The 20,352-nt window shown below is 60.6% G+C and carries 17 protein-coding genes; 6 read left to right on the forward strand and 11 right to left on the reverse strand.

Going from position 1 to position 20,352, the window contains the following annotated elements:
- Nucleotides 1-10 precede the first annotated feature (10 nt).
- Entirely contained in the window at nucleotides 11-1,081 is a 1,071-nt protein-coding gene (locus GBEM_RS15425; protein WP_041262819.1) for a 3-methyl-2-oxobutanoate dehydrogenase subunit VorB, read from the reverse strand.
- A 115-nt stretch (nucleotides 1,082-1,196) separates the two neighbouring features.
- Entirely contained in the window at nucleotides 1,197-1,400 is a 204-nt protein-coding gene (locus GBEM_RS20930; protein WP_012531522.1) for an indolepyruvate ferredoxin oxidoreductase subunit alpha, read from the reverse strand.
- A 194-nt stretch (nucleotides 1,401-1,594) separates the two neighbouring features.
- Here GBEM_RS20930 and GBEM_RS15430 point away from each other — a divergent pair, with 194 nt between their 5' ends.
- The gene (locus tag GBEM_RS15430) at nucleotides 1,595-2,104 is read left to right on the forward strand and encodes a MucR family transcriptional regulator (protein WP_012531523.1); all 510 of its coding nucleotides are present in this window, start codon (nucleotides 1,595-1,597) and stop codon (nucleotides 2,102-2,104) included.
- A gap of 182 nt (nucleotides 2,105-2,286) precedes the next feature.
- Here GBEM_RS15430 and GBEM_RS15435 read toward each other — a convergent pair whose 3' ends face one another.
- Nucleotides 2,287-3,087: a pseudouridine synthase gene (locus GBEM_RS15435; protein WP_012531524.1), complete on the reverse strand. Its 801-nt coding sequence runs from the start codon at nucleotides 3,085-3,087 to the stop codon at nucleotides 2,287-2,289.
- 249 nt (nucleotides 3,088-3,336) lie between these two features.
- On the opposite strand from GBEM_RS15435, the gene GBEM_RS15440 reads away from it, so the two are divergent.
- Nucleotides 3,337-4,602, forward strand: coding sequence for a DUF445 domain-containing protein (locus tag GBEM_RS15440; RefSeq protein WP_012531525.1), 1,266 nt, complete (start codon nucleotides 3,337-3,339; stop codon nucleotides 4,600-4,602).
- Nucleotides 4,603-4,828: 226 nt separating this feature from the next.
- Here the strand turns inward: GBEM_RS15440 and GBEM_RS15445 are convergent, their stop codons facing one another.
- Both GBEM_RS15445 and dnaE read right to left on the reverse strand, forming a co-directional pair.
- Nucleotides 4,829-5,788: an acetyl-CoA carboxylase carboxyltransferase subunit alpha gene (locus GBEM_RS15445; RefSeq protein ID WP_012531526.1), complete on the reverse strand. Its 960-nt coding sequence runs from the start codon at nucleotides 5,786-5,788 to the stop codon at nucleotides 4,829-4,831.
- A 143-nt stretch (nucleotides 5,789-5,931) separates the two neighbouring features.
- Nucleotides 5,932-9,402 carry a DNA polymerase III subunit alpha gene (gene dnaE / locus GBEM_RS15450; protein WP_012531527.1) on the reverse strand — a complete coding sequence of 1,157 codons (3,471 nt, stop codon included), beginning with the start codon at nucleotides 9,400-9,402 and terminating at the stop codon, nucleotides 5,932-5,934.
- Between the two features lie 407 nt (nucleotides 9,403-9,809).
- Here dnaE and GBEM_RS15455 point away from each other — a divergent pair, with 407 nt between their 5' ends.
- From GBEM_RS15455 to GBEM_RS15465, 3 genes are read left to right on the forward strand one after another with little or no spacing between them, the layout of a single operon-like run.
- Nucleotides 9,810-10,040: a CDGSH iron-sulfur domain-containing protein gene (locus GBEM_RS15455; RefSeq protein WP_012531528.1), complete on the forward strand. Its 231-nt coding sequence runs from the start codon at nucleotides 9,810-9,812 to the stop codon at nucleotides 10,038-10,040.
- A gap of 53 nt (nucleotides 10,041-10,093) precedes the next feature.
- On the forward strand, nucleotides 10,094-10,276 hold the full coding sequence (locus GBEM_RS15460; RefSeq protein ID WP_012531529.1) for a hypothetical protein: 183 nt from the start codon (nucleotides 10,094-10,096) through the stop codon (nucleotides 10,274-10,276).
- 18 nt (nucleotides 10,277-10,294) lie between these two features.
- Nucleotides 10,295-10,993: a pirin family protein gene (locus GBEM_RS15465; RefSeq protein ID WP_012531530.1), complete on the forward strand. Its 699-nt coding sequence runs from the start codon at nucleotides 10,295-10,297 to the stop codon at nucleotides 10,991-10,993.
- 213 nt (nucleotides 10,994-11,206) lie between these two features.
- Here GBEM_RS15465 and hisS read toward each other — a convergent pair whose 3' ends face one another.
- The 3 genes from hisS to GBEM_RS15480 form a co-directional block, all read right to left on the reverse strand.
- Nucleotides 11,207-12,457, reverse strand: coding sequence for a histidine--tRNA ligase (hisS, locus tag GBEM_RS15470; protein ID WP_012531531.1), 1,251 nt, complete (start codon nucleotides 12,455-12,457; stop codon nucleotides 11,207-11,209).
- A 91-nt stretch (nucleotides 12,458-12,548) separates the two neighbouring features.
- Nucleotides 12,549-13,925 carry a GGDEF domain-containing response regulator gene (locus tag GBEM_RS15475; RefSeq protein ID WP_012531532.1) on the reverse strand — a complete coding sequence of 459 codons (1,377 nt, stop codon included), beginning with the start codon at nucleotides 13,923-13,925 and terminating at the stop codon, nucleotides 12,549-12,551.
- 74 nt (nucleotides 13,926-13,999) lie between these two features.
- On the reverse strand, nucleotides 14,000-16,333 hold the full coding sequence (locus GBEM_RS15480; protein WP_049762735.1) for a DNA internalization-related competence protein ComEC/Rec2: 2,334 nt from the start codon (nucleotides 16,331-16,333) through the stop codon (nucleotides 14,000-14,002).
- Nucleotides 16,334-16,729: 396 nt separating this feature from the next.
- Here GBEM_RS15480 and GBEM_RS15485 point away from each other — a divergent pair, with 396 nt between their 5' ends.
- Nucleotides 16,730-17,188: a hypothetical protein gene (locus GBEM_RS15485; RefSeq protein WP_012531534.1), complete on the forward strand. Its 459-nt coding sequence runs from the start codon at nucleotides 16,730-16,732 to the stop codon at nucleotides 17,186-17,188.
- 16 nt (nucleotides 17,189-17,204) lie between these two features.
- Here GBEM_RS15485 and GBEM_RS15490 read toward each other — a convergent pair whose 3' ends face one another.
- From GBEM_RS15490 to glyA, 3 genes are all read right to left on the reverse strand, one after another.
- On the reverse strand, nucleotides 17,205-18,092 hold the full coding sequence (locus tag GBEM_RS15490) for a radical SAM protein (protein ID WP_012531535.1): 888 nt from the start codon (nucleotides 18,090-18,092) through the stop codon (nucleotides 17,205-17,207).
- A gap of 88 nt (nucleotides 18,093-18,180) precedes the next feature.
- Nucleotides 18,181-18,615, reverse strand: coding sequence for a hypothetical protein (locus GBEM_RS15495; RefSeq protein ID WP_226373873.1), 435 nt, complete (start codon nucleotides 18,613-18,615; stop codon nucleotides 18,181-18,183).
- A 445-nt stretch (nucleotides 18,616-19,060) separates the two neighbouring features.
- The gene (glyA, locus tag GBEM_RS15500) at nucleotides 19,061-20,308 is read right to left on the reverse strand and encodes a serine hydroxymethyltransferase (protein WP_012531537.1); all 1,248 of its coding nucleotides are present in this window, start codon (nucleotides 20,306-20,308) and stop codon (nucleotides 19,061-19,063) included.
- Nucleotides 20,309-20,352: the final 44 nt, after the last annotated feature.

Here is a 20,352-nt window from a genome sequence, read left to right on the forward strand (position 1 = left end):
CCTCTTGTGCCTACTGCGGCGCCTGGTCGTAGTTCTTCCTGATGACGTCGAGGAGTTCTTCCGGCGACGGAAGCGACCCTGCCCCCGGCGGCCTGCCGTAGAAGGAAACCTTTGCCGCCGCCCCTACGCTCAGGCGGACGTCTTCAACCATCTGTCCGGTGTTGAGCTCGATCACCAGCACGCGGCCGGCGCGGCCGGCAGCCTCGGCCAGCGCCTTCTCCGGGAAGGGGAAGAGCGTAACCGGGCGGAACAGCCCCACCTTGAGCCCTTCTTCGCGCGCCATGGCGACCGCGGTCTGGGCGATCCTGGAGACGGAGCCGAAACCGGTCACGATCAGTTTCGCGTCCGCGGTCTCGAATTCCTCGGAGATGCACTCCTTCTCTTTCATCACCTGGTACTTCGCGTGCAGGCGCCAGTTATGCGCCTCCAGCTCGCCGTCCCCAAGGAAAAGGGACTTCACCACCCTCTGCTCGGCGCTCCCCTTGCCGCGGACCGCCCATTCCTTCTCGGGCAGCTCGCGTACCGGGCGCGGATTGGGAACGAGGGCCTCCTTCATCTGGCCGACCACCGAATCCCCCAAGAGCATCACCGGGGTGCGGTAGAGGTCCGCCAGGTCGAAGGCGTGCAAGGTCAGGTCGTACATCTCCTGCACCGAGTTAGGTGCCAGCACCGGGATGTGGTAGCCGCCGTGCCCCCCGCCCTTAACGGCCTGAAAGTAGTCCGACTGCGAGGCATCGATGCCGCCCAGGCCCGGGCCGGAACGGGAGATGTTGATGATGACGCCGGGAAGCTCCGCACCCGCCATGTAGGAGATCCCCTCCTGCTTCAGCGAGATGCCCGGGCTGGAGGAGGAAGTCATGGCGCGGACTCCCGTGGCGGAGGCGCCCAGAAGCATGTTGATCGCGCCGATCTCGCTCTCCGCCTGGATGAACTCGCCGTTCAGCTTGGGGAGCTCCCGCGAGAGGTATTCGGGAATGTCGCTTTGCGGGGTGATGGGATACCCGAAGTAGTAGCGGCACCCGGCGGCCACGGCACCCATGGCGGCGGCCTCATTCCCCTTTACAAACAGACGTTTTGACAAGTGTCCCTCCAGGGGATCCTGCTGGGCCGGGTGCACGGACAGCTCCGCCGCACGCTCAAACCGCGCTCGCGGTTGCTCAGTTAGGATCAATGAATCTCACTGTGGAAGTAAAAAATTATTTGAAGACAGTTATGGCTACGTCAGGACAAATTTCGGCGCAGAGAGCACACCCGGTACAGAGTTCCTGATTGGGAGACTCTGCAGGTGCGTATCCCTGGATATTGACCTTCTCACACAGCCTGATCAGCTTTTTTGGGCAAGCAATAGTGCAGATACCGCATCCTTTGCATCTCAATTCGTCTATTACAATTCGTCCCATTCTAAGTCACCCTCATAGTCCGGCGGCAGCTTTCCGCCCATGCAATCAGCCGTGGAAACCTAGCAGAAATTTAACTTGGCAGTCAACTTTTTTGTTTACGTTTAACATTTAAGGCTTGATTTTAAATGTGTATGTAGTTTAATAATACTCGGCTAATATTTTCACCTCAAAACTATGAAAGGAGGAGCGAAAAGATGGCATCATCACTGCTCGAATTGACGGCCAATATTGTCTCTTCACATGCCTCGGTTACAGAGATGTCCGGTGAAGATCTGCTTCTTGAGCTGCAGAAGGTGCATGTCGCACTTCAGAAGCTGGAAGTGGAGGCTGGTGAAGGAGCGGAGAAGGCCGATGCTAGAGGGCCGGCCATCTCCCTGAAGAAGGCTTTCCAGCCGGACCAGGTAAGCTGCATGCTCTGCGGCAAGAGCGGCATGAAAACGCTCGCCCGCCACTTGGCCCAGGTCCACGGCATGAAGCCTGGCGAATACAGGAAACTGTTCGGCATCCCCAGCGGACAGGCGCTGACCGCGCGCAACTTCTCCGAGGCGCGCAGAAGGATGGCGCAGGAGAAGGGGCTCGCGGACAACCTGGCCAAGGCCCGTGCAGTACGGGCGGCCAAACTTGCCGCCAAGGGGGGTCCAGCCGAGAAAAAGCCCCCCAAGACGCCGCGGGTACCGAAGCAGAAGCAGCAGATGAGCGCATGACGCCTGAAGTTATCGGCGCCGCCTCCCCTCGCCTTCCTGAGCCGCAGTTCAACCACACTGACTAACTGCCCCTGCCCTGTCTCCCCGAGTGAGAAAGCAGGCATTGCACTCATATAAAAAAAGCCGCCCCAAAGGGTGGCTTTTTCTTGTGTCCGGTTTACTGTGTCTGGTCCTTCGCTTTGTCAGCGTGTCCGCCTTCCTGTGCCTGTCGAACCTCGCCGCGCTACCACTCCGGTCTTGCGTGGACCGCGCCCTGTGCCTACCGGGGCCATCTTCCTGTTGAGCCGGGTCACTTCTTCAGGCGCCAGGTGCCTGTACTCCCCGGGCTTCATGTCGCCTATCTCAAGAAAGTCGTACCGGGCCCGCTTCAGGCGCACCACGTTCAGCCCCACAGCCTCGCACATGCGCCGCACCTGACGGTAGCGCCCCTCATGGATGGTAATCGAGATCCAGGAGTTGTTCTCGCTCTCGCTCACCGGGAGCACCTTGGCGGGAGCGGTCATGCCGTCCTCCAGTTTCACCCCCTCGGAGAGCTTCTTGATCTGGAGAGGAGATACCTGCCCGCTCACCCTTACCAGGTACCCCTTGTCCACCTCGTGGCTTGGGTGCATCAGCGAGTTGGCGAGCGCCCCGTCGTTGGTCAAAAGGAGCAGCCCCTCTGTGTTGTAGTCCAGGCGGCCGATGGGGTACACCCGCTCCTTCACCCCATTGAGAAGATCGCTCACGATCGGGCGCCCTTCCGGGTCCTTCATGGTGGTCATGTAGCCGACCGGTTTATAGAGCAGGATGTAGACCCGCTTCTCTTCGATGGTGATCGGCTTGCCGTCCAGGGTTATGGTGTCGGTGTCGGGATCCGCCTTCGTCCCCAACTCCGTTACCACCGTGCCGTTAACGGCCACCCTCCCCGCGGCGATTATCCCTTCCGACTCGCGTCGGGAAGCAACCCCTGCCTGCGAGAGTATCTTCTGTAAACGTTCCAGCATTATTTTCTCCTTACCTGGGTTCTCCCCGGTGACTACTGATAGACGTTCAGTCTTACCATAGCATCCACAGTTGCCGCAACCTTTAACGGCCGAAGCGGACTCAGTCCGAAAACGATGAGACAGGTGCCTGTTACCCTTTGTCATTGACGCTGACGTATTGCCTTGTAGGTCACAAACTGATAAAAAGAAGGGCTCGCCCGGATCAGTCAAGGCACAGGCAGAAAACTAGAAGGTAAGGAGTAGACGCTGATGTTGGATGAGAGAAGAACTGCACTGAAAAAGAACAAGATGATCGCCGTAGCCCTCATGGCAGGCGCCGCCGTCCTATTCGTCGTGGCCCGCCTGCAGCGGGGAAGCGGCGGCTGGGAATGGGTGGCCGCGTTCGCCGAGGCCGCCATGGTCGGCGCCCTTGCCGACTGGTTCGCCGTGGTGGCCCTGTTCAGGCACCCGCTGGGACTTCCCATACCGCACACCGCCATCATCGCCGACAAGAGGGAAACCATCGCCGACAACCTGGCCCGCTTTATCCAGGAGAAGTTCCTGACCACCGAGGTGCTGGTAGAAAAGATGAGGGAATTCGACCCCGCGCGGCAGCTTTGCCGTTATCTCACCTCGCGGGAAAACGCGGAAGGGCTGGCAAGGGGGTTGGCGCGTATCCTCTCCGAATCGATCGGTTTCCTGGAGGACGAGCGGGTGAGCAGGATAGTCATGGCCGCAATGCACGACCGGATCGGTAAATTCGACCTGGCCGGTTCCGCGGCGAGCCTCCTCGAATCCCTGAGAAAGGACGATCGCCATCAGGCCGTTCTGGACGAGATCCTGAGGCGGCTGGGCGCCTGGCTTGGGACCCCCGAGTCGCAGGAGAAGATTGCCATAGCGCTGGACAACTGGGTCGACACCGAATACCCGCTCCTGAGCAAGTTCATCCCGAACCGTCCGCAGTTCTCCAGGAACGCCGGCGAAAAAATCATAGATAAGGTGAGCGGCTTCCTGAACCTGGTCAACGCCGACCCGGACCACGAGCTGCGCCAGGAGTTCGACCGGGCCGTGGGCGACTTCATCGCGAAGCTGAAACACGACTCCGGTACCAGGGAGAAGGTGGCCGAGCTGAAGCGGGAGGTGCTCGATAACGAACAGCTCTCGCATTACGCCAAGAACCTCGTGGCCGACCTGAAGCAATGGATGGCAGATGACCTGGACCGGCCGTTATCCAGCATCCGCGCGAAGATAGCCGACGCCGCGGTTGCCCTTGGCAACACCCTGTCCGAGAATTCCGACTTGGCCGATTCCGTCAACGAGCACCTGGAGCGCGTGGTAAGAAAGTACGCCGACAACCTGAGAGCCGGGTTCTCCCGTCACATCGCCGGTACCGTGAAAGAGTGGAAGGAAGAGGAGTTCATCGAGGAGATCGAGCTCAGCATCGGAAGCGACCTGCAGTTCATCAGGATGAACGGCACGCTCGTCGGCGGCATGATCGGCCTTTTGCTGCACGCGGTGTCGCTGCTCATAGGATGAAAAGGTAAAAAGGGGACAGGCTACTTTTTCGTTTCGAAAACCAGCCTGTCCCCTTTTCTTTTTTCTTCCTCGGTGAAGCTGCTCTTTTTGTAGAGTTTATATAATAATGCTGAGCAGTTAGCCCATTTACCGGGATTCCCTTCAGCACCTTGAAAATAAAGGGGGACAGGCTACTTTTTCATTTCAAAAAGTAGCCTGTCCCCTTTTTCTATTTTCTGTTCTTTTGTTACTCGGCGAAGCGACTCATCTTGCGGAACTTCTGGTAACGCTGCTCGATCAGATCCTCTGCGGGAATCGCTTTGAGTTCCTTCAGGTTCTTGGAGAGGGCTTTGTGCAGGTTCTTGGCCATGGCCTCGTGGTCGCGGTGCGCGCCGCCGGCCGGCTCCGGAACGATCTCGTCGATGACTTCGAGCGCCTTGATGTCCTTGGCGGTCAGCTTCAGCGCCTCGGCAGCCTGGGCGCCCTTGGTGCCGTCGGACCACAGGATCGCGGCGCAACCCTCGGGGGAGATGACGGCGTAGACGGAATGCTGCAGCATGAGGATCCTGTCGCCCACGGCGATGGCCAGCGCGCCGCCGGAGCCACCCTCACCGGTGATGACGACGATGATGGGCACGGTGAGGCGCGACATCTCGCGCAGGTTGCGGGCGATCGCCTCGGCCTGGCCGCGCTCCTCGGCACCAATACCGGGGAAGGCGCCCGGGGTGTCGACGAAGGTGATGATGGGAAGCTTGAAGCGCTCGGCCATCTCCATGAGACGCAGCGCCTTGCGGTACCCTTCGGGGTTCGGCATGCCGAAGTTGCGGAACACCTTCTCCTTGGTGTCGCGCCCCTTCTGATGGCCGATCACCATCACCGGCTCGCCGTCCAGCCTAGCCAGACCGCCGACGATGGCGTGGTCGTCGCCGAAGTTGCGGTCGCCGTGCAGTTCCACGAACTCGGTGAAGACCAGCTCCAGGTAATCGAGGGTGAAGGGACGGTTGATGTGGCGCGCCACCTGGGCCGTCTGCCAGCGGGAAAGGTTGGCGAACATCTCCTCGCGCATCTTTTCGGATTTTTGCTCCAGCTTGGCGATCTCGGCCGAGAGGTCCACCCCTTGCGTCGAAAACCCATGCAGTTCCTGTATCTTCTTGTCCAGTTCGGCCAGCGGCTTCTCAAAGTCCAGATAGCTTTGTTGCAGTGCCATATATTTTCATCTCCTTGATTTCAGATTAACTCGCAGAAGCGGCATTCCTGACGCGACTGCTGTGGCAGTATCACGGCTGGAATGCCGCTCCTACATACAAAACTCATATTTTTTACGGACCTATGCCGGGAATAGAATAGAGGTCACTCGAAAGACACGGCATTATAGCCGAAGAGGTTGCTCACTTCCACTGTTAATTCTTCACTTGCCGAGACTTTGTATACATCGGGAAGCTTGATGGTGACTCTGGAGCTGTTCTCTATGTCAAGGTGCAGGAAGCTGCGACAGATTCCCTGATAGCGGGAGATGATGTCTTTGAGCGTTTTGAGCTTTCCTTCGTCGACCTCTTTGGCGTCTATGGTGAAATTGACCTTCCTCGTTTCACGCTCAACCAGGTCGCGCAGAAGGACGATGTCGCTCGCCATCACCTTGGCCCCCTTCTCACTCAGCTCAACGGTGCCGGTGACGTGGATGGGATCGTCCCCCCTGAGCACCTCGGAGCACTTGGCGTAGGTTTCCGGAAAGACCACCACCTCGACCGAGCCCACCAGGTCCTCCAGCGCGAGGAAGGCCATCCGGTCCCCTTTCTTGGTGATCAGCTCCTTGACGCTGGCCGGCACGCCGCATATCCTCACCTCGCTCTTTTCCTTGGCGTCCAGGATGGTGGAGCAGTCCACGCTGGAGAAGCGCCTCATGTCGGCGACGTAGCGGTCCAGCGGATGCCCGGTGATGAAGAAGCCGATCGCCTCCTTCTCGCACCCCAGCCGGTACTTCTCGTCCCACTCGGGTATCTCGGGAAGCCGGTTGCCGCCGCCGTTGGCGCCGCGCACGATCTCGGCCGCGCCGAAAAGCGACGCCTGAGCGCTCTCTCGCTCCTGCTGCACCCTCTGCCCGGCGGACGCGGCATCCTCCAGCCCCGCCATGAGCTGGGAGCGTTTGGCCCCGGTGCAGTCGAAGGCGCCGCACTTGATGAGCGCCTCTATCACCCTTTTGTTGACCCGGCGCAGGTCGACGCGCTCGCAGAAATCGAAGAGGTCCTTGAAAGGCTCGTCGCCGCGCGCCTCGATGATCGCCTCGATGGCGCCTTCGCCCACGTTCTTCACGGCGCCCAGACCGAAGCGCATCGCCTTGTCCAGCACGCGGAAGGAACGGTCCGACTCGTTGATGTCGGGGGGGAGCACCTCGATCCCCATCTCGCGGCAGTCGCCGATGCTCTTAATGACCTTGTCGGTGTTCCCCATGTCCTCGGTCAAGAGGGCAGCCATGAACTCGACCGGGTAGTGGGCCTTGAGGAACGCGGTCTGGTAGGCGACCAGGGCGTAGGCGGCCGAGTGCGACTTGTTGAAGCCGTACTCGGCGAACTTCGCCATCAGGTCGAAGATGGCGGCGCACTTCTTCCCGTCCAGGCCGAGCTTCTCGGACCCCTCCAGGAACTTGTCGCGCTCCTTCGCCATCTGCTCGGCGTCCTTCTTACCCATGGCGCGGCGCAGGAGGTCCGCGCCCCCAAGCGAGTAGCCGGCGAGCGATCGGGAGATCTGCATGACCTGTTCCTGGTAGACGATGACGCCGTAGGTGTCTTTCAGGACCGGCTCAAGCTGCGGCAGGTCGTAGACGGTCTGCTTGCGGCCGTGCTTTCTTTCGATGAAGTCGTCCACCATGCCGCTGCCCAAGGGGCCCGGACGGTAGAGGGCGCAGACCGCGATGATGTCCTCGAAGCAGGAGGGCTTCAACTTGACCAGGAGCTCCTTCATGCCGCTGGACTCCAGCTGGAACACGCCTGTCGTGTTGCCGGCCTGCAGGAGCTTGTAGGATTCCTCGTCGTCGTCGCGCAAAAGCGTGATGTCGAAGTTGGGGTCCTTGCCGTTTCTGATGTGCTTGCAGGCGTTGTCGATAACGGTCAGGTTCTTGAGCCCGAGGAAGTCGAACTTCACCAGGCCGATCTTCTCCACGTACTTCATCGAGTACTGCGTGGTCAAGGAGCCGGTCTTCTGGTCCTTGTAGACCGGGCAGAATTCCTCCATCTGCCTGGGTGCCACCACGAGGCCGGCCGCATGCGTAGAGGCATGGCGGGCAAGCCCCTCCAGCCTGAGCGCGACGGTCATGACCTCCTTCACCTTCGGGTCGGCCGCCATCAGCTCCTTCAGCTTCGGCTCCTGCTCCAGCGCCTTATCCAGCGTGATGCCGAGCACCTCGGGGACCAGCTTCGCGATCCGGTCCACCTCGCCGAAGGTAAGGTCGAGCGCGCGCCCGACGTCGCGGATGACGCCGCGCGCCGCCATGGTACCGAAGGTGATGATCTGGCAGACCTTCTCCCGGCCGTACTTCTCGACCATGTACTGGATCACCTCTTCGCGGCGATCCTGGCAGAAGTCGACGTCGATATCAGGCATGGAGATACGTTCCGGGTTCAGGAAGCGCTCGAAGAGGAGGTTGTACGGCATGGGATCGATGTCGGTGATCCTGATGCAGAAGGCGACGAGAGAGCCCGCCGCGGAACCCCTGCCCGGGCCGACGGGGATGCCGTGGTCTTTGGCCCAGTTGATGAAGTCGGCGACGATCAGGAAGTAGCCCGGGAACCCCATCTGCTTGATGCAGTCCAGCTCGATGCGCAGACGGGCGTGGTAGGCCTGTTCCTGCTCTTCGGTCAAGTTGTACTTGATGCGGATCTTTTTCAGCCGCTCGACGAGGCCGACGGTCGCCTCGCGCTCCAGCTGCTGGTCCAGCGTCTCCCCTTCAGGGGCCTCGTAGGCGGGGAAGTAGTAGGTCTTGAAGTCGAATTCGAGGTTGCAGCGCTCGGCGATCTTGACCGTGTTCTCAATCGCCTCCGGGGCGTAATGAAACGCCTGCGCCATCTCCTGCGGCGTCTTCACATAGAACTCGTCCACGGAGAACGCCATGTGGGTCGGGTCGCTCATGGTCTTGCCGGTCTGGATGCAGAGGAGGATCTCGTGGGCCCTCGCGTCTTCGCGGTTCAGGTAATGGCAGTCGTTGGTGGCGACGAGCGGCAGGTCCATCTCACGCGCGATCTCCATGAGCCTGCGGTTGGCGATGTCCTGCTCCGGGAGCTTGTTCTCCTGCAGCTCGATGTAATAGCTACCGGGGAAATTCTCGGCGTACCAGGAGGCCGCTGCGCGCGCCTCGTCCATCTTGTTCCTGCCGGCAAGGTACGCCACCTCCCCCTGCAGGCAGGCGGAGAGGACGATGAGCCCCTCCTTGTGCTTCAGAAGGAGCTCCTTGTCGATGCGGGGGCGGCGGTAGAACCCTTCCTTGTATCCTGCGGATACCAGATAGGAGAGGTTCTTGAAGCCGGTCATGTTTTCGCACAAAAGGATCAGGTGGTAGCTGGAGGCCTGGCCGGGGCTGGAGGGAGCCTGCTTCAAGAACCTGTCCTGAGGCGCTATGTACACCTCGCTCCCCAGGATCGGCTTGACCCCTTTGTCCTTGCACTTCAAATAGAACTCAAGGGTGCCGAACATGTTGCCGTGGTCGGTCATGGCCACGGCCGGCATGTGGCACTCCTTCACCTTCTTCAGGAGGTCACCGATGCGGATCGCCCCGTCGAGGAGCGAGTACTGGGAGTGGAGATGGAGGTGAACGAAATTTGTTGAATCCATAAGGTGAACGTCCTGGCAAAGAAACGGCGGGAACTGACTGAATCGAAACAATAAAAGGAGCCATCGCCTTAGGCGGCTCCTGTATCTGTAACGGCGTAAAAATTGCCGCTAAATATGCCACGAATGGAGCCGCTATGTCAATGAGACACAGGTGGCGGCTCTCCTAATTTTCCCGGCAGATCGCCGTCGGGCTTGGGGGGCATCACAGGGCAAAGAAGGGTGGCTCAGAAATTTCTTGACTTGGGACGGCAAACAAGTTTAATATCGAGCTATAAGAAATCAAACTAGATCCAGTGCTAACCCGAGCCCGCCTTTCCCGAACAGCTCGGGATTTATTCCCTGAATATAGTTTGACATTAAACCGGTTAATTTTAAACCGAAAATCCAAGAACAGGAGGAGCAAACACATGAACCAGAGCACCACCACCCAGGGACCCATTGTTGTCGATCTCGAGCCCGGCACCTACTACCGCTGTACCTGCGGCAAGTCGGCTACACCATTTTGCGACGGCGCCCACGCAGGGAGCGACAAAGCGCCGCTGGCGTTCGAGGTCAAGGAAAAGCAGCAGGTGTACCTGTGCAACTGCGGAAAAACCGCCAACGCGCCCTACTGCGACGGCAGCTGTCAGAAGGGGTAGATAGAACGTCGAAGCGCCAGGGTTGCCGGTGCAGAAAACGCGAGGTTGAACAAATGTTGAAATCAGTACATTGCATACTGCTGCTGGCAGCCCTGGCATACGCGGCTTGGATCGAATGGTCCGTTCTGACCAGCGCGGGCTTACTGTGGGGGATCTTTTTCGGGTTCTTCATCGTCCCCTTTGCTCTCTTCGCCGTTCTGGGTTTAGCTCCGAAGAAAATGCCGGCCCGCGAGTAGGGTCGGAAAGGAGACATCATGATCACGATCAGAAAATCTGAAGACAGAGGACATGCCGATCACGGCTGGCTCAACACCTATCACAGCTTTTCCTTCGCCGGATACTACGACCCGCGGCACATGGGTTTCAGCAACCTCCGGGTCATAAACGAAGACCGGGTGCAGCCGGGAGAGGGATTCCCCACCCACCCGCACCGGGACATGGAGATCATCTCCTACGTTCTCGAAGGGGCACTGGAGCATCGCGACAGCATGGGAAACGGTTCCGTGATACGGCAGGGGGAAGTGCAAAGGATGAGCGCCGGCACCGGCATCACCCACAGCGAGTTCAACCATTCCAAAGAAGAGGGCCTTCACTTCTTCCAGATCTGGATTCTGCCGCAAAGCGAGGGGATCGCGCCGAGTTACGAGCAGAAGCTCTTTCCGGAGCAGGAAAAAAGAGGAGCCTTGCGGCTCATCGCCTCGGCAGACGGCGCCGAGGGTTCAATCATCATCAACCAGGACGCGAAGATGTACGCGACCGTTATCGATGGCGGTCAGGAAGTGGTGCACCACCTGGCGCGGGGGCGCCACGCGTGGGTTCAAGCGGCACGCGGCAGCGTCACCGTCAACGGCCACCTGCTCGAAGCAGGAGACGGCGCGGCGGTAAGCGGTGAGGACCTGGTGCGCCTGACGGCAAGGCAAAAAAGCGAGGTGCTGCTTTTCGATCTGCCGTAACATAAGAAAAAGCTGCTAAAAAAGAACGCGGCAGGGATGCCGCTCCACCAAGGTCTGAACCGGGCGGGGCGGCGCTCCTGCCGCGTTTTTTTGCTTCAAAGGCTGAAAGACGTTTAACAGGGATGAAGGGGATAAATGGGATATTCAAAACCTTCAATCAAGTTTTTGTCTTTATCCCTTCCATCCCCTTCATCCCTGTAGATCGCCTTTAAGCTATTTGCCGTTCATCCCGGCTCTGATGCTCTCCGCATCGAGCGGCACTTCGGACTGGGTGCCGCCGTCCATGTTCTTCAGGGGAGCGGTGCCGCGGGAGAGCTCGTCGCCGCCTATGATCAGCGTGAAGCGCGAGTTGAACTTGTCGGCACGCCTCATCTGGCTCTTCAGGCTCTTCCCTTCATAGTCGATCTCCACGGCCGCGCCGCCGCGCTGCAGTGCCGACATGAGACGGAACGCCTCGGCGTGCGCCTCCTCCCCCATGGCCGCGATGAAGAGGTCGGGACGGCGAGAGAACTCCTTCTCGGCCAAAAGGAGCGCAACCCGCTCGACCCCCATGGCGAAGCCTATACCCGGGATCTGCGGCCCGCCGATCTCGGCGATGAGGCCGTCGTAGCGCCCCCCCGCAGCCACTGCGCTCTGCGCGCCCAAAAGGGTGGTCACCATCTCGAAGGTGGTCCGGGTGTAGTAGTCGAGGCCGCGCACCATCCTCTTGTTGATGGCGTAGGGGGTGTCGGCGAGCTCCAGGTATTTCCTGGTCTGGTCGAAGTGGGCGCTGCACTCGCCGCAAAGGTAGTCGAGCATGGAGGGAGCGCCCTGGGTCGCCTCCTGGCAGCCTGCGGACTTGCAGTCCAAGGCGCGCAGCGGGTTCGACTCGTAGCGGCGCTTGCAGTCCTCGCACAGGCTGTCGATCCGGTCCAGGAGAAACTTCTTGAGCGCGTCGCGGTAGAGCGGACGGCAGCAGGGGCACCCCAGCGAGTTGATCTGCAGGCTAGGCTCGGTCAATCCCAGTTCGTTGAAGAAGTGGGTCAGCATTGTGAGCACCTGGGCGTCGACGCTCGGGGCCGCCACCCCGGTGATCTCGGCGCCGATCTGGTGGAACTGGCGGTAGCGCCCCTTTTGGGGACGCTCGTAACGGAACATCGGCCCCATGTAGTAAAGGCGCGCCACCGGGTCGAGCGCGTGCATCTTGTGCTCGACGTAAGCCCGCATCACCGACGCGGTCCCCTCCGGGCGCATGGTCACCTTGTTCTCGCCCTTGTCCACGAAGGAGTACATCTCCTTTTCCACGATGTCGGTCGCGTCGCCAATGGAGCGGCAGAAAAGCTCGGTCTTCTCGAGGATGGGAATCCTGATCTCGGAGAGCCCGTAAAGTTCGAAAACCCGCCGCGCAGTCGCCTCGATGTACTGCCACTTCTCGACTTCGCCCGGGAGAATGTCGTTGAAACCCTTGATACCTGTTATGGCCACGTCAGTAACTCTCCTTGTGCAGATTATAAAAAACAAAAGAGCCGGGAGGCTCCAAGACCTGATTCGTTTGGGGGGAAACGGCTTGCTCTGATCAGGGAGGGGTGGTCAGCCGCTGGGCGTGGAAGGCCTTGTTCTTGCCGGCGGCCTTGCCGCGGTACATCGCCTGATCCGCCATCTCGAGGAGTTCCGTCTTCGTGGAGGCGTCGTCCGGGGAGCAGGCGTAGCCGAGGCTGACGGTGAGCTTGATGGAGAGCCCGTCGGCCTTGGAGAATGTATGTGCCTCAACCATCTTCCTGATACGCTCGGCGACTATCGCCGCGCCGTCCAGGCCGGTCTCGACCAGCACGATGGTGTACTCGTCGCCGCCGTAGCGGATCACGGCATCCACGTCGCGGACGCTCTTTCTGAGCAGGCTGCCGATCTCCCGCAGCACCCGGCTGCCGATCAGGTGCCCGAAGGTGTCGTTCACCGACTTGAAGAGGTCGATGTCCAGAAAGAGCACGGAGAGGTTGGAACCGTAGCGCTCCGAGCGCTTCAGCTCCCGCTCCAGCACCACGTCGAGGTAGCGGTAGTTGTAAAGGCCGGTCAACTCGTCGATGTAGAGCAGGTCCTTGGCGAAGTTGTAACGTGCGGCGTTGTCGAGAGCCAGCGAGGCTTGATCGAGGAGGAAGGTGACGTGCTTGCGGTTCACCTCCCTGGGGAGCGTGGAGTCGGGGTCGTTGACCAGGATGATGACCCCTTCCAGCGTGCTTTTCTGGCGGATGTAGAGGCAGATCGCCTCCCTTATCTCGCCGAATCCCGCCCCTTCCGGAAGAAAATCCCTGAGCATGACCAGGTTGCTGACGCCGTCGTCATGCAGGTCGCACTCGGCGATCACCGCCTGACCCAGCAGGGGAGCGCTCTGCTCGTCGATCCCCTTCATTTCGTGCAGCACCAGCTGCCCACCCTCGCTGAAGTAGCCCAACCCCCGGTTGGCGCCGATCTCCTTGGACAGCGCCTCCATCAAAAGAGGATAGATGCGCTCCAGTTCCAGGCAGTTGGCTATGTTCTGGCTTACCTGGAACAGGTTGACCAGCCCCTTCAGCTCAAGGTTCTCGTCCAGGAGCCTGCGCTGCTCCAGGCAGTGCGCGACGATATGCCGGAATTCGTCGTGGTTGATGGGCTTGATGAGGTAGTCGGTTGCCCCGTTTTTCAGCGCGTATATGGCGGTTTCCACATTGGCGTGCCCGGTCACCATGATGACCGCCGTGGCAGGGTCCAGCCTCTTTACCGTCGATAGGATGTCCAGTCCGCTGACGTCGCGCATCACCAGGTCGGTGACAACCAGGTGATACCCGCCCTTTCCGATCATCTCCAATGCCTCTTCACCGGAGACGGCCACCTCGACGCTGTAGCCATCTTCTTTGAGAAGGTCTGTGAAGATCTCTCTGAAGAAGCTGTCGTCTTCGACTAAAAGAATCCTTTCCATACAACGGATCTCCAGGAATGCCGGGTATATTCTGGACAATTCTCGCCTAAACTATCAGATTGATGTTAGAAGTGTCAATTAAAATGCCCCCAAGGCATTGATACAATAACGGTACCTTCTTGTGCCAGTACCGCCTCTACTGTGCCTTCATGGTCGGTGCGGTAGACTCGGACACCGCGCCTTTGCAGCCGGGCGATGGTAGCGGGAGCGGGAAGGCGGAAGACATTCCCATATCCAGCTGAAATCACAGCGTCTTTCGGAGCCAGCGCGGCTAGAAATGGGTCGCAGGTCGAGTACCTGCTGCCATGATGCGCCACCTTTAAGAGGGAAGAGCGCGAGAGCGTCCCCCGCGCCAGGAGTTCCCGTTCCCCTTTTTCCCCCAGGTCTGCGGCAAGAAACACCGACGCCGCCCCGTGGCTCAACCTGAACACCAGCGAGGAGTCGTTGGCGTCTCCGGAAGCAGGCGGGTCCGTCGACGACGGCCATAACGGCTGCACGGTCGCGCCGCCGGCGCTGAACTCCCCCAGCGCGCCGTTAACCCTGCGCACCGGGACCCCGCGCGCGGCCAGGATCCACTTGAGCTGTCCGTACTCGTAGGAGGCAGACGGAACGCCGCTTTCCCAGAACTCCCCCACCTCGAACCTGGCGGCAAGATAGGAGACCCCCTGCAGGTGGTCAGGGTGCTCGTGGGTGAGCACCAGGTAGTCGATGCGCCGCACCCCCAAGGCGTTCAGCGCCGGCAGCAGCAGGCGCGGCCCGACCTTGGCCGACGCATCATTGGCATTCCCCCCGCCGTCCACCAGCATCCACTTCCCGTCCGGCAAATGGGCCAGCGTCGCGTCCCCCTGCCCCACGCTCAGAAAGTACAGGTGCAACAGCCCATCGCCGGCGCCGCCTGCCGGGATGGCACGCCAAACCAGCGCCAGGAGCAGGGGGGAGAGCGCCGCGAGCCGCTTGACCTTCGAGTCCGGGAAGGTGACCGCGCAAAGTGCCAGGCAGGCGAGCAGCAGGTCCAGCTTCCCCGGTGCGTATCCGGTCAAAACCGGGGCCCGGGAGAGGTATTCGATCACCCAGTCCGACATACGGACCAGCAGGGCTGCGAGCTGCAGCAGCGCCTGCGCGGCCGGTTCGGCGAGACGGCTCAAGGAAAGCGAGGCGAAGCCGGCGACGACCGAGCCGTACCCCATGAGCGGCACCACCAGCAGGTTCGCGACCAGCCCGACCAGGCTCACCCGCTGAAAGTAATACGCCACCGGGACCAGGGTCGCCAAGACCGCAGCCAGCGAGGCTGCCGCCAAAAGCCACAGCCAGCGCAGCAGCGCAGGGAGTTTGGTGACGGGCGCCGCCAGAGGGGGAGCGAGGACGACCAGTCCCCAGATGGCCAGGAAGGATAGTTGGAACGACACGTCGAACAAGTCCTGAGGGGCGAGGAACAAGATGGCGCAGGCGGCCAGCATGACGGTATTGACCGGATCCATCTCGCGCCTTAGATATAGCGCCGCCACCATCGCGCAGATCATCAGCACGCTTCTCAGCGTAGCCGGTGCCGCCCCGGACAGGAACAGGTAAAAGACCAGCACCGGCAGCACCAAAAGCGGAAGCACCTGCCTCAGGTTCAGGCGCAGGGCCAAGGGCTCGCAGCGGCGCGCCGCGAAGAACAGCAGCTGAAACAACGCCAGGAAGATGATCCCTATATGAAAGCCGGATATGGAGAGGATGTGGTTCACCCCGCTTCTGGCGTAGGCATCCTGCAACTGCTCCGGCACATCCCCCTTGTCCCCGAGAAGCAGCGCCTTCAGCACGCCCCCATCGCTGCCGGGAACCTCCCTCATGACGAAGCGCCCGAGCGAAGCTGCCAGCCGGTCCATCCGGTGAGCCAGTCCCGTCCCCGAACGCAGCAGCACAATCTCCTCTGCCTTTAGTACGAAGCCGGTGGCGAAAACGCCTTGATAGGCAAGGCGGCGCGCCTGCTCCACCTCTCCCGGCAACCCCAGGTTGAGCGGCTTGCGAATCCTGGAGCGGAAGAGGATCCGGTCGCCGCTGCAAAAGGGCACCCTCCCCTCCCTGACGTAAACGAGCAGACGCCCCCGTGCTTCAGTCTCGACGGTTCCGGTCCGAAGCCGCTCCACCTGCAGATACAGCTTCGCGCCTCCAGTCACCGTACCCTCCGGGCGCTGGTCCACGACCCCCTCGACCAGCACCGGCCCAGCGCCGGCCACCGCGGCAAGGCGGTCGGCAGGGCGCAGAAACAAAGAGAGAGAAAGGGCGCCCCAGACGAAGAACAGCAGGGAAAGCGAGAGCCTAAAGGGGAAGAGGCTTCGGACGAAACAGGCGGGAAAGGTAATGGCGAGGAGCGCTATCAGGGTCCAGAACGGGGGGAGGGCATCGAGAAGATCGGCGCTGACCAAGCCGGCGACCAGGGAGGCAAGCGGTACCAGCAGGGGTCTCTCCAGAGGGCGCCTCCTCTTTTCCTTATTGCGGCCGCAGGCGGGTCTGCGGCGCAGGATCAACCACCGGGGTTTATCTACAGTTGATCCTTCCCACAAACTAACCTGCGGCTGGACAGCCCCTGTTCACAGTTCGCCACTGAGCTAAAGCATTGAATTGACAGCTATTGATCACCGACTGAACCGCGCATGTGCATCTTTAGCACAGCGGCACTTGCAAAAGCTGCATCAAAATCCCGGTCGACACCGCCGACATTCTGACGCTATTACAGCAGGTTACAGGAAAACAACCGACTGTTGCGGTTTTGGTATGGCGGTTGAAAAGAAGAAACAAACGGCATATACGGGGGTGACACGATGGGATACCGAGATCGCAGCACTGACGACAGGTCTGGAGCATACGGCTACTGCATCATGGAAGTACGGCTCAGGAACAAGAACGCTCCGGCCGGCACGAAAGACGATCTGCGGTTAATGACCGTCGACAGCCACTGGGACACCCTGCGCTTCGTCCAGGACAACATGGACGACTGCGTGCGCAACGTGGTGCGGCTCAAGCGCATGGAACCGGCAGCCGAGCAGCGGGTGGATGAAAGCGCGGCGCTGTTCGAGAGAAACCTGGAGCCGCTGATCTCTACGCTGGCGGCCGCCCAAGGGCAAGGGGTGATGGACAAGCTGTCGACGTCGTTGAAAAAGGCCCTCCTGCTCATGGTGATGGAGCGCTACCAGAGCGACCGGGAAAAAGCCTGCCGCGTGCTCGGCATCTCCCGCGAGAAGCTCGAAAAGGAACTGCAACTCTGCGGCGTTCCCCGCTGACGGGAACCTCCGTCGCCTAATAGTATTCTTCCTGATAAGAAGGGATCTCCGCGCACCAGCGGGGGTCCCTTTTTGCGTGTTGCAAGGCCGCATCCACGGTCTCGATCAGGCGCTCCCGGTCCTTGGGGTAGCTGCCGGCGAGGTTTAAAAAGTTGGAGACGTGGTTCGAGCGCAGGATGGTCCCCTGGGGGTGCAGCCCTTCCAGAAGGGCGCATGTTTCCAGCAGGATCTCTCCGTGGCTCAAAGGCTCGATCAGCTTCAGGAAGTCGTCGTTGTGGCGCTGGAACATGGTGAGCAGCGAGAAGTACTCCGGGGAAAGCGCGCTCACCCACTTTGCCGTGGCGGCGGCATGCTCGGCGCTACGTTTTCTGCCGGCAAGCCCCAGGATGGCCGTCACCGACAGCTTGATCCCAGCGCTCTTCGCCTTGCGGCACAGCTCCAGCATCTCCCCCGGCTCAAACCCCTTGTCCACTAGCTTGAGCGTCTCGGCGTCCCCGCTTTCCAGCCCGAAGTAGAGGATGCGCAACTTCTTGCCGCGCAGTGCGGCCAGCTCCTCGACGCTTTTGGTGCCGAGGCTGTTCGGTGAGGCATAGGCGCCAATCCGGGTCAGCGCGGGAAAGGTCTCTGCCAGCAAATCGAGGATCGACTCCAACCCCTTTTGCGGGTAGATGAGCGCGTCCCCGTCGGCAAGAAATACCCGCTTCACTTGGGCGCGGTAGCGCGGGGGGATGGAGCCGATCTCGGTGCGCACCTCGTCGAGGCTGCGGATGCGGAAGCGCTTCATCTTGTACATCCCGCAGAACTTGCAGCTGTTCTGGGAGCAGCCGATGGTGATCTGGAAGATCAGGCTCCCCGCCTCTGAGGGGGGGCGAAAGAGCGGCTCGTCGTAGTTGAAGAAGTACATGGCAGGTTCTCTCCATCCCGTGATGGTCCCGGTGCTGCGGACCCGCCCACCATACCGGAGTACCCCCCGCCGTTTCCAGAAAAAAGTGCTATTCCACCACGCGCAGCCCCTTGAGCGCCGCGGTAAAGGGTGCCGAGACGCCGACCTCCCCCTTGGGGAGCGCTGCCAGGTCGGTGATCCTGGCGAGAATCCACCCGTCCCCGCTTTCGTCCCTGATCACGACCAAAGCGCCGGGACGAAGATCGACGGCGGATGCAGCGCGGCTTTTCCAGTAGTGGGATCCCATGACGACCGTGCCGTCTGGCTGCCTGACACAGCTTTGGGATGCTTCCGATTCCCCGGTCGCGGCAAGCTCCTCCGTGCAGGGGCGGACCCCCAGCCAGCCGTTGGAACCGATCTCCTCGTCTGCCACGAAATAGAGATGGTCGTCCTCGGGAAGCCTCTGCATCGCGGCCTCAGCCAATGCTGCTTCCACGCTGCGGTTTTCCTCCCGCACTCTCAGGGTCCGTTGCATGGTTCTCATAGTGTCCTCTACTGTGTTCAAGGACTCCAATGGATCTTCGGCATGGCAGGGGACAGTAATGGCAATAAATAGGAACATGACAAGAGCACGCATAGCCCACCTCCTCAAGCGATCTCATAGCAACATTACCATCCATTAATTTTCATTGCAACAGCAAGACATAAATTATTTTTCATGTCTATTACTGTCAGGAAGATACCGGCACAAAGACAGGGGGTTGGGAGTTCTGTGTATCAAGAAGGTTGTGGGATAGGGATATGTCAGACGAGGAGGAAGAATCAGGTTTTATCTCCTTATGACAGAGTATGAAGACGCAGCCTGCCTTTAGTCTATGACAATAAGACGAGGGCACCTGCCTCTACAGGGTAAGCCGCCCGTAGCGCAGATAGAAAAAGGGGGGCGACAAGCTCGCCCCCCTTCCCTTTGCTACTCTGGTTGCCGGTCTCTAGACGAGGCGGTTGGCGTACATGGGGAAACGCTTCATCAGCGCGTTGACCTGGGTCTTTACTGCGGCGAGCTTGGCCTCGTCGCTGACGTTGCCCAGGACCTCGGCGATGAACCCTGCCACCTGCTCCATCTCGGCCTCTTTCAGCCCGTGGCTGGTCGCAGCCGGGGTGCCGATGCGGATGCCGGAGGTGATGAACGGCGAGCGGGTGTCGAAGGGGATGCCGTTCTTGTTGACGGTGATCCCGGCGCGGTCGAGCGCCTCTTCGGCTACCTTGCCGGTCAGCTCGGTCTGGGAGAGGTCCACCAGCATCAGGTGGTTGTCGGTCCCGCCGGAGGTGAGCTTGAAGCCGCGCTTGGTGAGCCCTTCGGCTAGCGCCTTGGCGTTCTTCACGATCTGCCCCTGGTACTGCTTGAACTCCGGGGTCAGCGCCTCCTTGAAGGCGACTGCCTTGGCTGCGATCACGTGCATGAGCGGGCCGCCCTGGATGCCCGGGAAGATGTTGGAGTTGAGGGTCTTGGCCCAGTCCTCGCGGCACATGATCATGCCGCCGCGCGGTCCGCGCAGGGTCTTGTGGGTGGTGGTGGTGACGAACTCGGCGTAGGGAACCGGGCTCGGGTGCAGCCCTGCCGCGACGAGGCCGGCGATGTGCGCCATGTCCACCATGACCACGGCTCCCACCTTGTCGGCGATGCGGCGGAAGGCCTCGAAGTCGATGATGCGCGGGTAGGCGGAGGCGCCGACGACGATCATCTTCGGCTTGTGCTCGAGGGCGAGGCGCTCGGTCTCCTCGTAGTCGATGGTCTGGGTCTCTTTGGACACGCCGTAGGGGACGATGTTGAAGAGCTTGCCGGAGAAGTTGACCGGGCTGCCGTGGGTCAGGTGGCCGCCGTGGGCCAGGTTCATCCCGAGCACGGTGTCGCCGGGCTTCAGCACGGAGAAGTAGACAGCCATGTTGGCCTGGGAACCGGAGTGCGGCTGCACGTTGACGTGATCGGCGCCGAAGAGTTCCTTGGCGCGGTCGATGGCGAGGTTCTCCACCACGTCGACGCAATGGCAACCGCCGTAGTAACGCTTGCCGGGATACCCTTCGGCGTACTTGTTGGTGAGGACCGAGCCCTGCGCCTCGAGCACCGCCGGGGAGACGAAGTTCTCCGAGGCGATCAGTTCGAGGTTGTACTCCTGACGCTCGGTCTCTTGCCTGATGACCTCCGCGACTGCCGGATCGAATGTTTCCAGTACTGACATTTTGTTTCTCCTAAAAAGCGTGTTGAAATGAGAAAACGGGACTC

It is taken from the genome of Citrifermentans bemidjiense Bem (genome assembly GCF_000020725.1).
In the GTDB taxonomy this organism is placed as follows: Bacteria; Desulfobacterota; Desulfuromonadia; order Geobacterales; family Geobacteraceae; genus Geomonas; species Geomonas bemidjiensis.

Coding starts and splice junctions, on each gene's coding strand:
- GBEM_RS20930 (WP_012531522.1), bottom strand. CDS start 1,400: ATGGGACGAATTGTAATAGACGAATTGAGATGCAAAGGATGCGGTATC.
- GBEM_RS15430 (WP_012531523.1), top strand. CDS start 1,595: ATGGCATCATCACTGCTCGAATTGACGGCCAATATTGTCTCTTCACAT.
- GBEM_RS15435 (WP_012531524.1), bottom strand. CDS start 3,087: ATGCTGGAACGTTTACAGAAGATACTCTCGCAGGCAGGGGTTGCTTCC.
- GBEM_RS15440 (WP_012531525.1), top strand. CDS start 3,337: ATGTTGGATGAGAGAAGAACTGCACTGAAAAAGAACAAGATGATCGCC.
- GBEM_RS15445 (WP_012531526.1), bottom strand. CDS start 5,788: ATGGCACTGCAACAAAGCTATCTGGACTTTGAGAAGCCGCTGGCCGAA.
- dnaE (WP_012531527.1), bottom strand. CDS start 9,402: ATGGATTCAACAAATTTCGTTCACCTCCATCTCCACTCCCAGTACTCG.
- GBEM_RS15455 (WP_012531528.1), top strand. CDS start 9,810: ATGAACCAGAGCACCACCACCCAGGGACCCATTGTTGTCGATCTCGAG.
- GBEM_RS15460 (WP_012531529.1), top strand. CDS start 10,094: ATGTTGAAATCAGTACATTGCATACTGCTGCTGGCAGCCCTGGCATAC.
- GBEM_RS15465 (WP_012531530.1), top strand. CDS start 10,295: ATGATCACGATCAGAAAATCTGAAGACAGAGGACATGCCGATCACGGC.
- GBEM_RS15475 (WP_012531532.1), bottom strand. CDS start 13,925: ATGGAAAGGATTCTTTTAGTCGAAGACGACAGCTTCTTCAGAGAGATC.
- GBEM_RS15485 (WP_012531534.1), top strand. CDS start 16,730: ATGGGATACCGAGATCGCAGCACTGACGACAGGTCTGGAGCATACGGC.
- GBEM_RS15490 (WP_012531535.1), bottom strand. CDS start 18,092: ATGTACTTCTTCAACTACGACGAGCCGCTCTTTCGCCCCCCCTCAGAG.
- GBEM_RS15495 (WP_226373873.1), bottom strand. CDS start 18,615: ATGAGAACCATGCAACGGACCCTGAGAGTGCGGGAGGAAAACCGCAGC.
- glyA (WP_012531537.1), bottom strand. CDS start 20,308: ATGTCAGTACTGGAAACATTCGATCCGGCAGTCGCGGAGGTCATCAGG.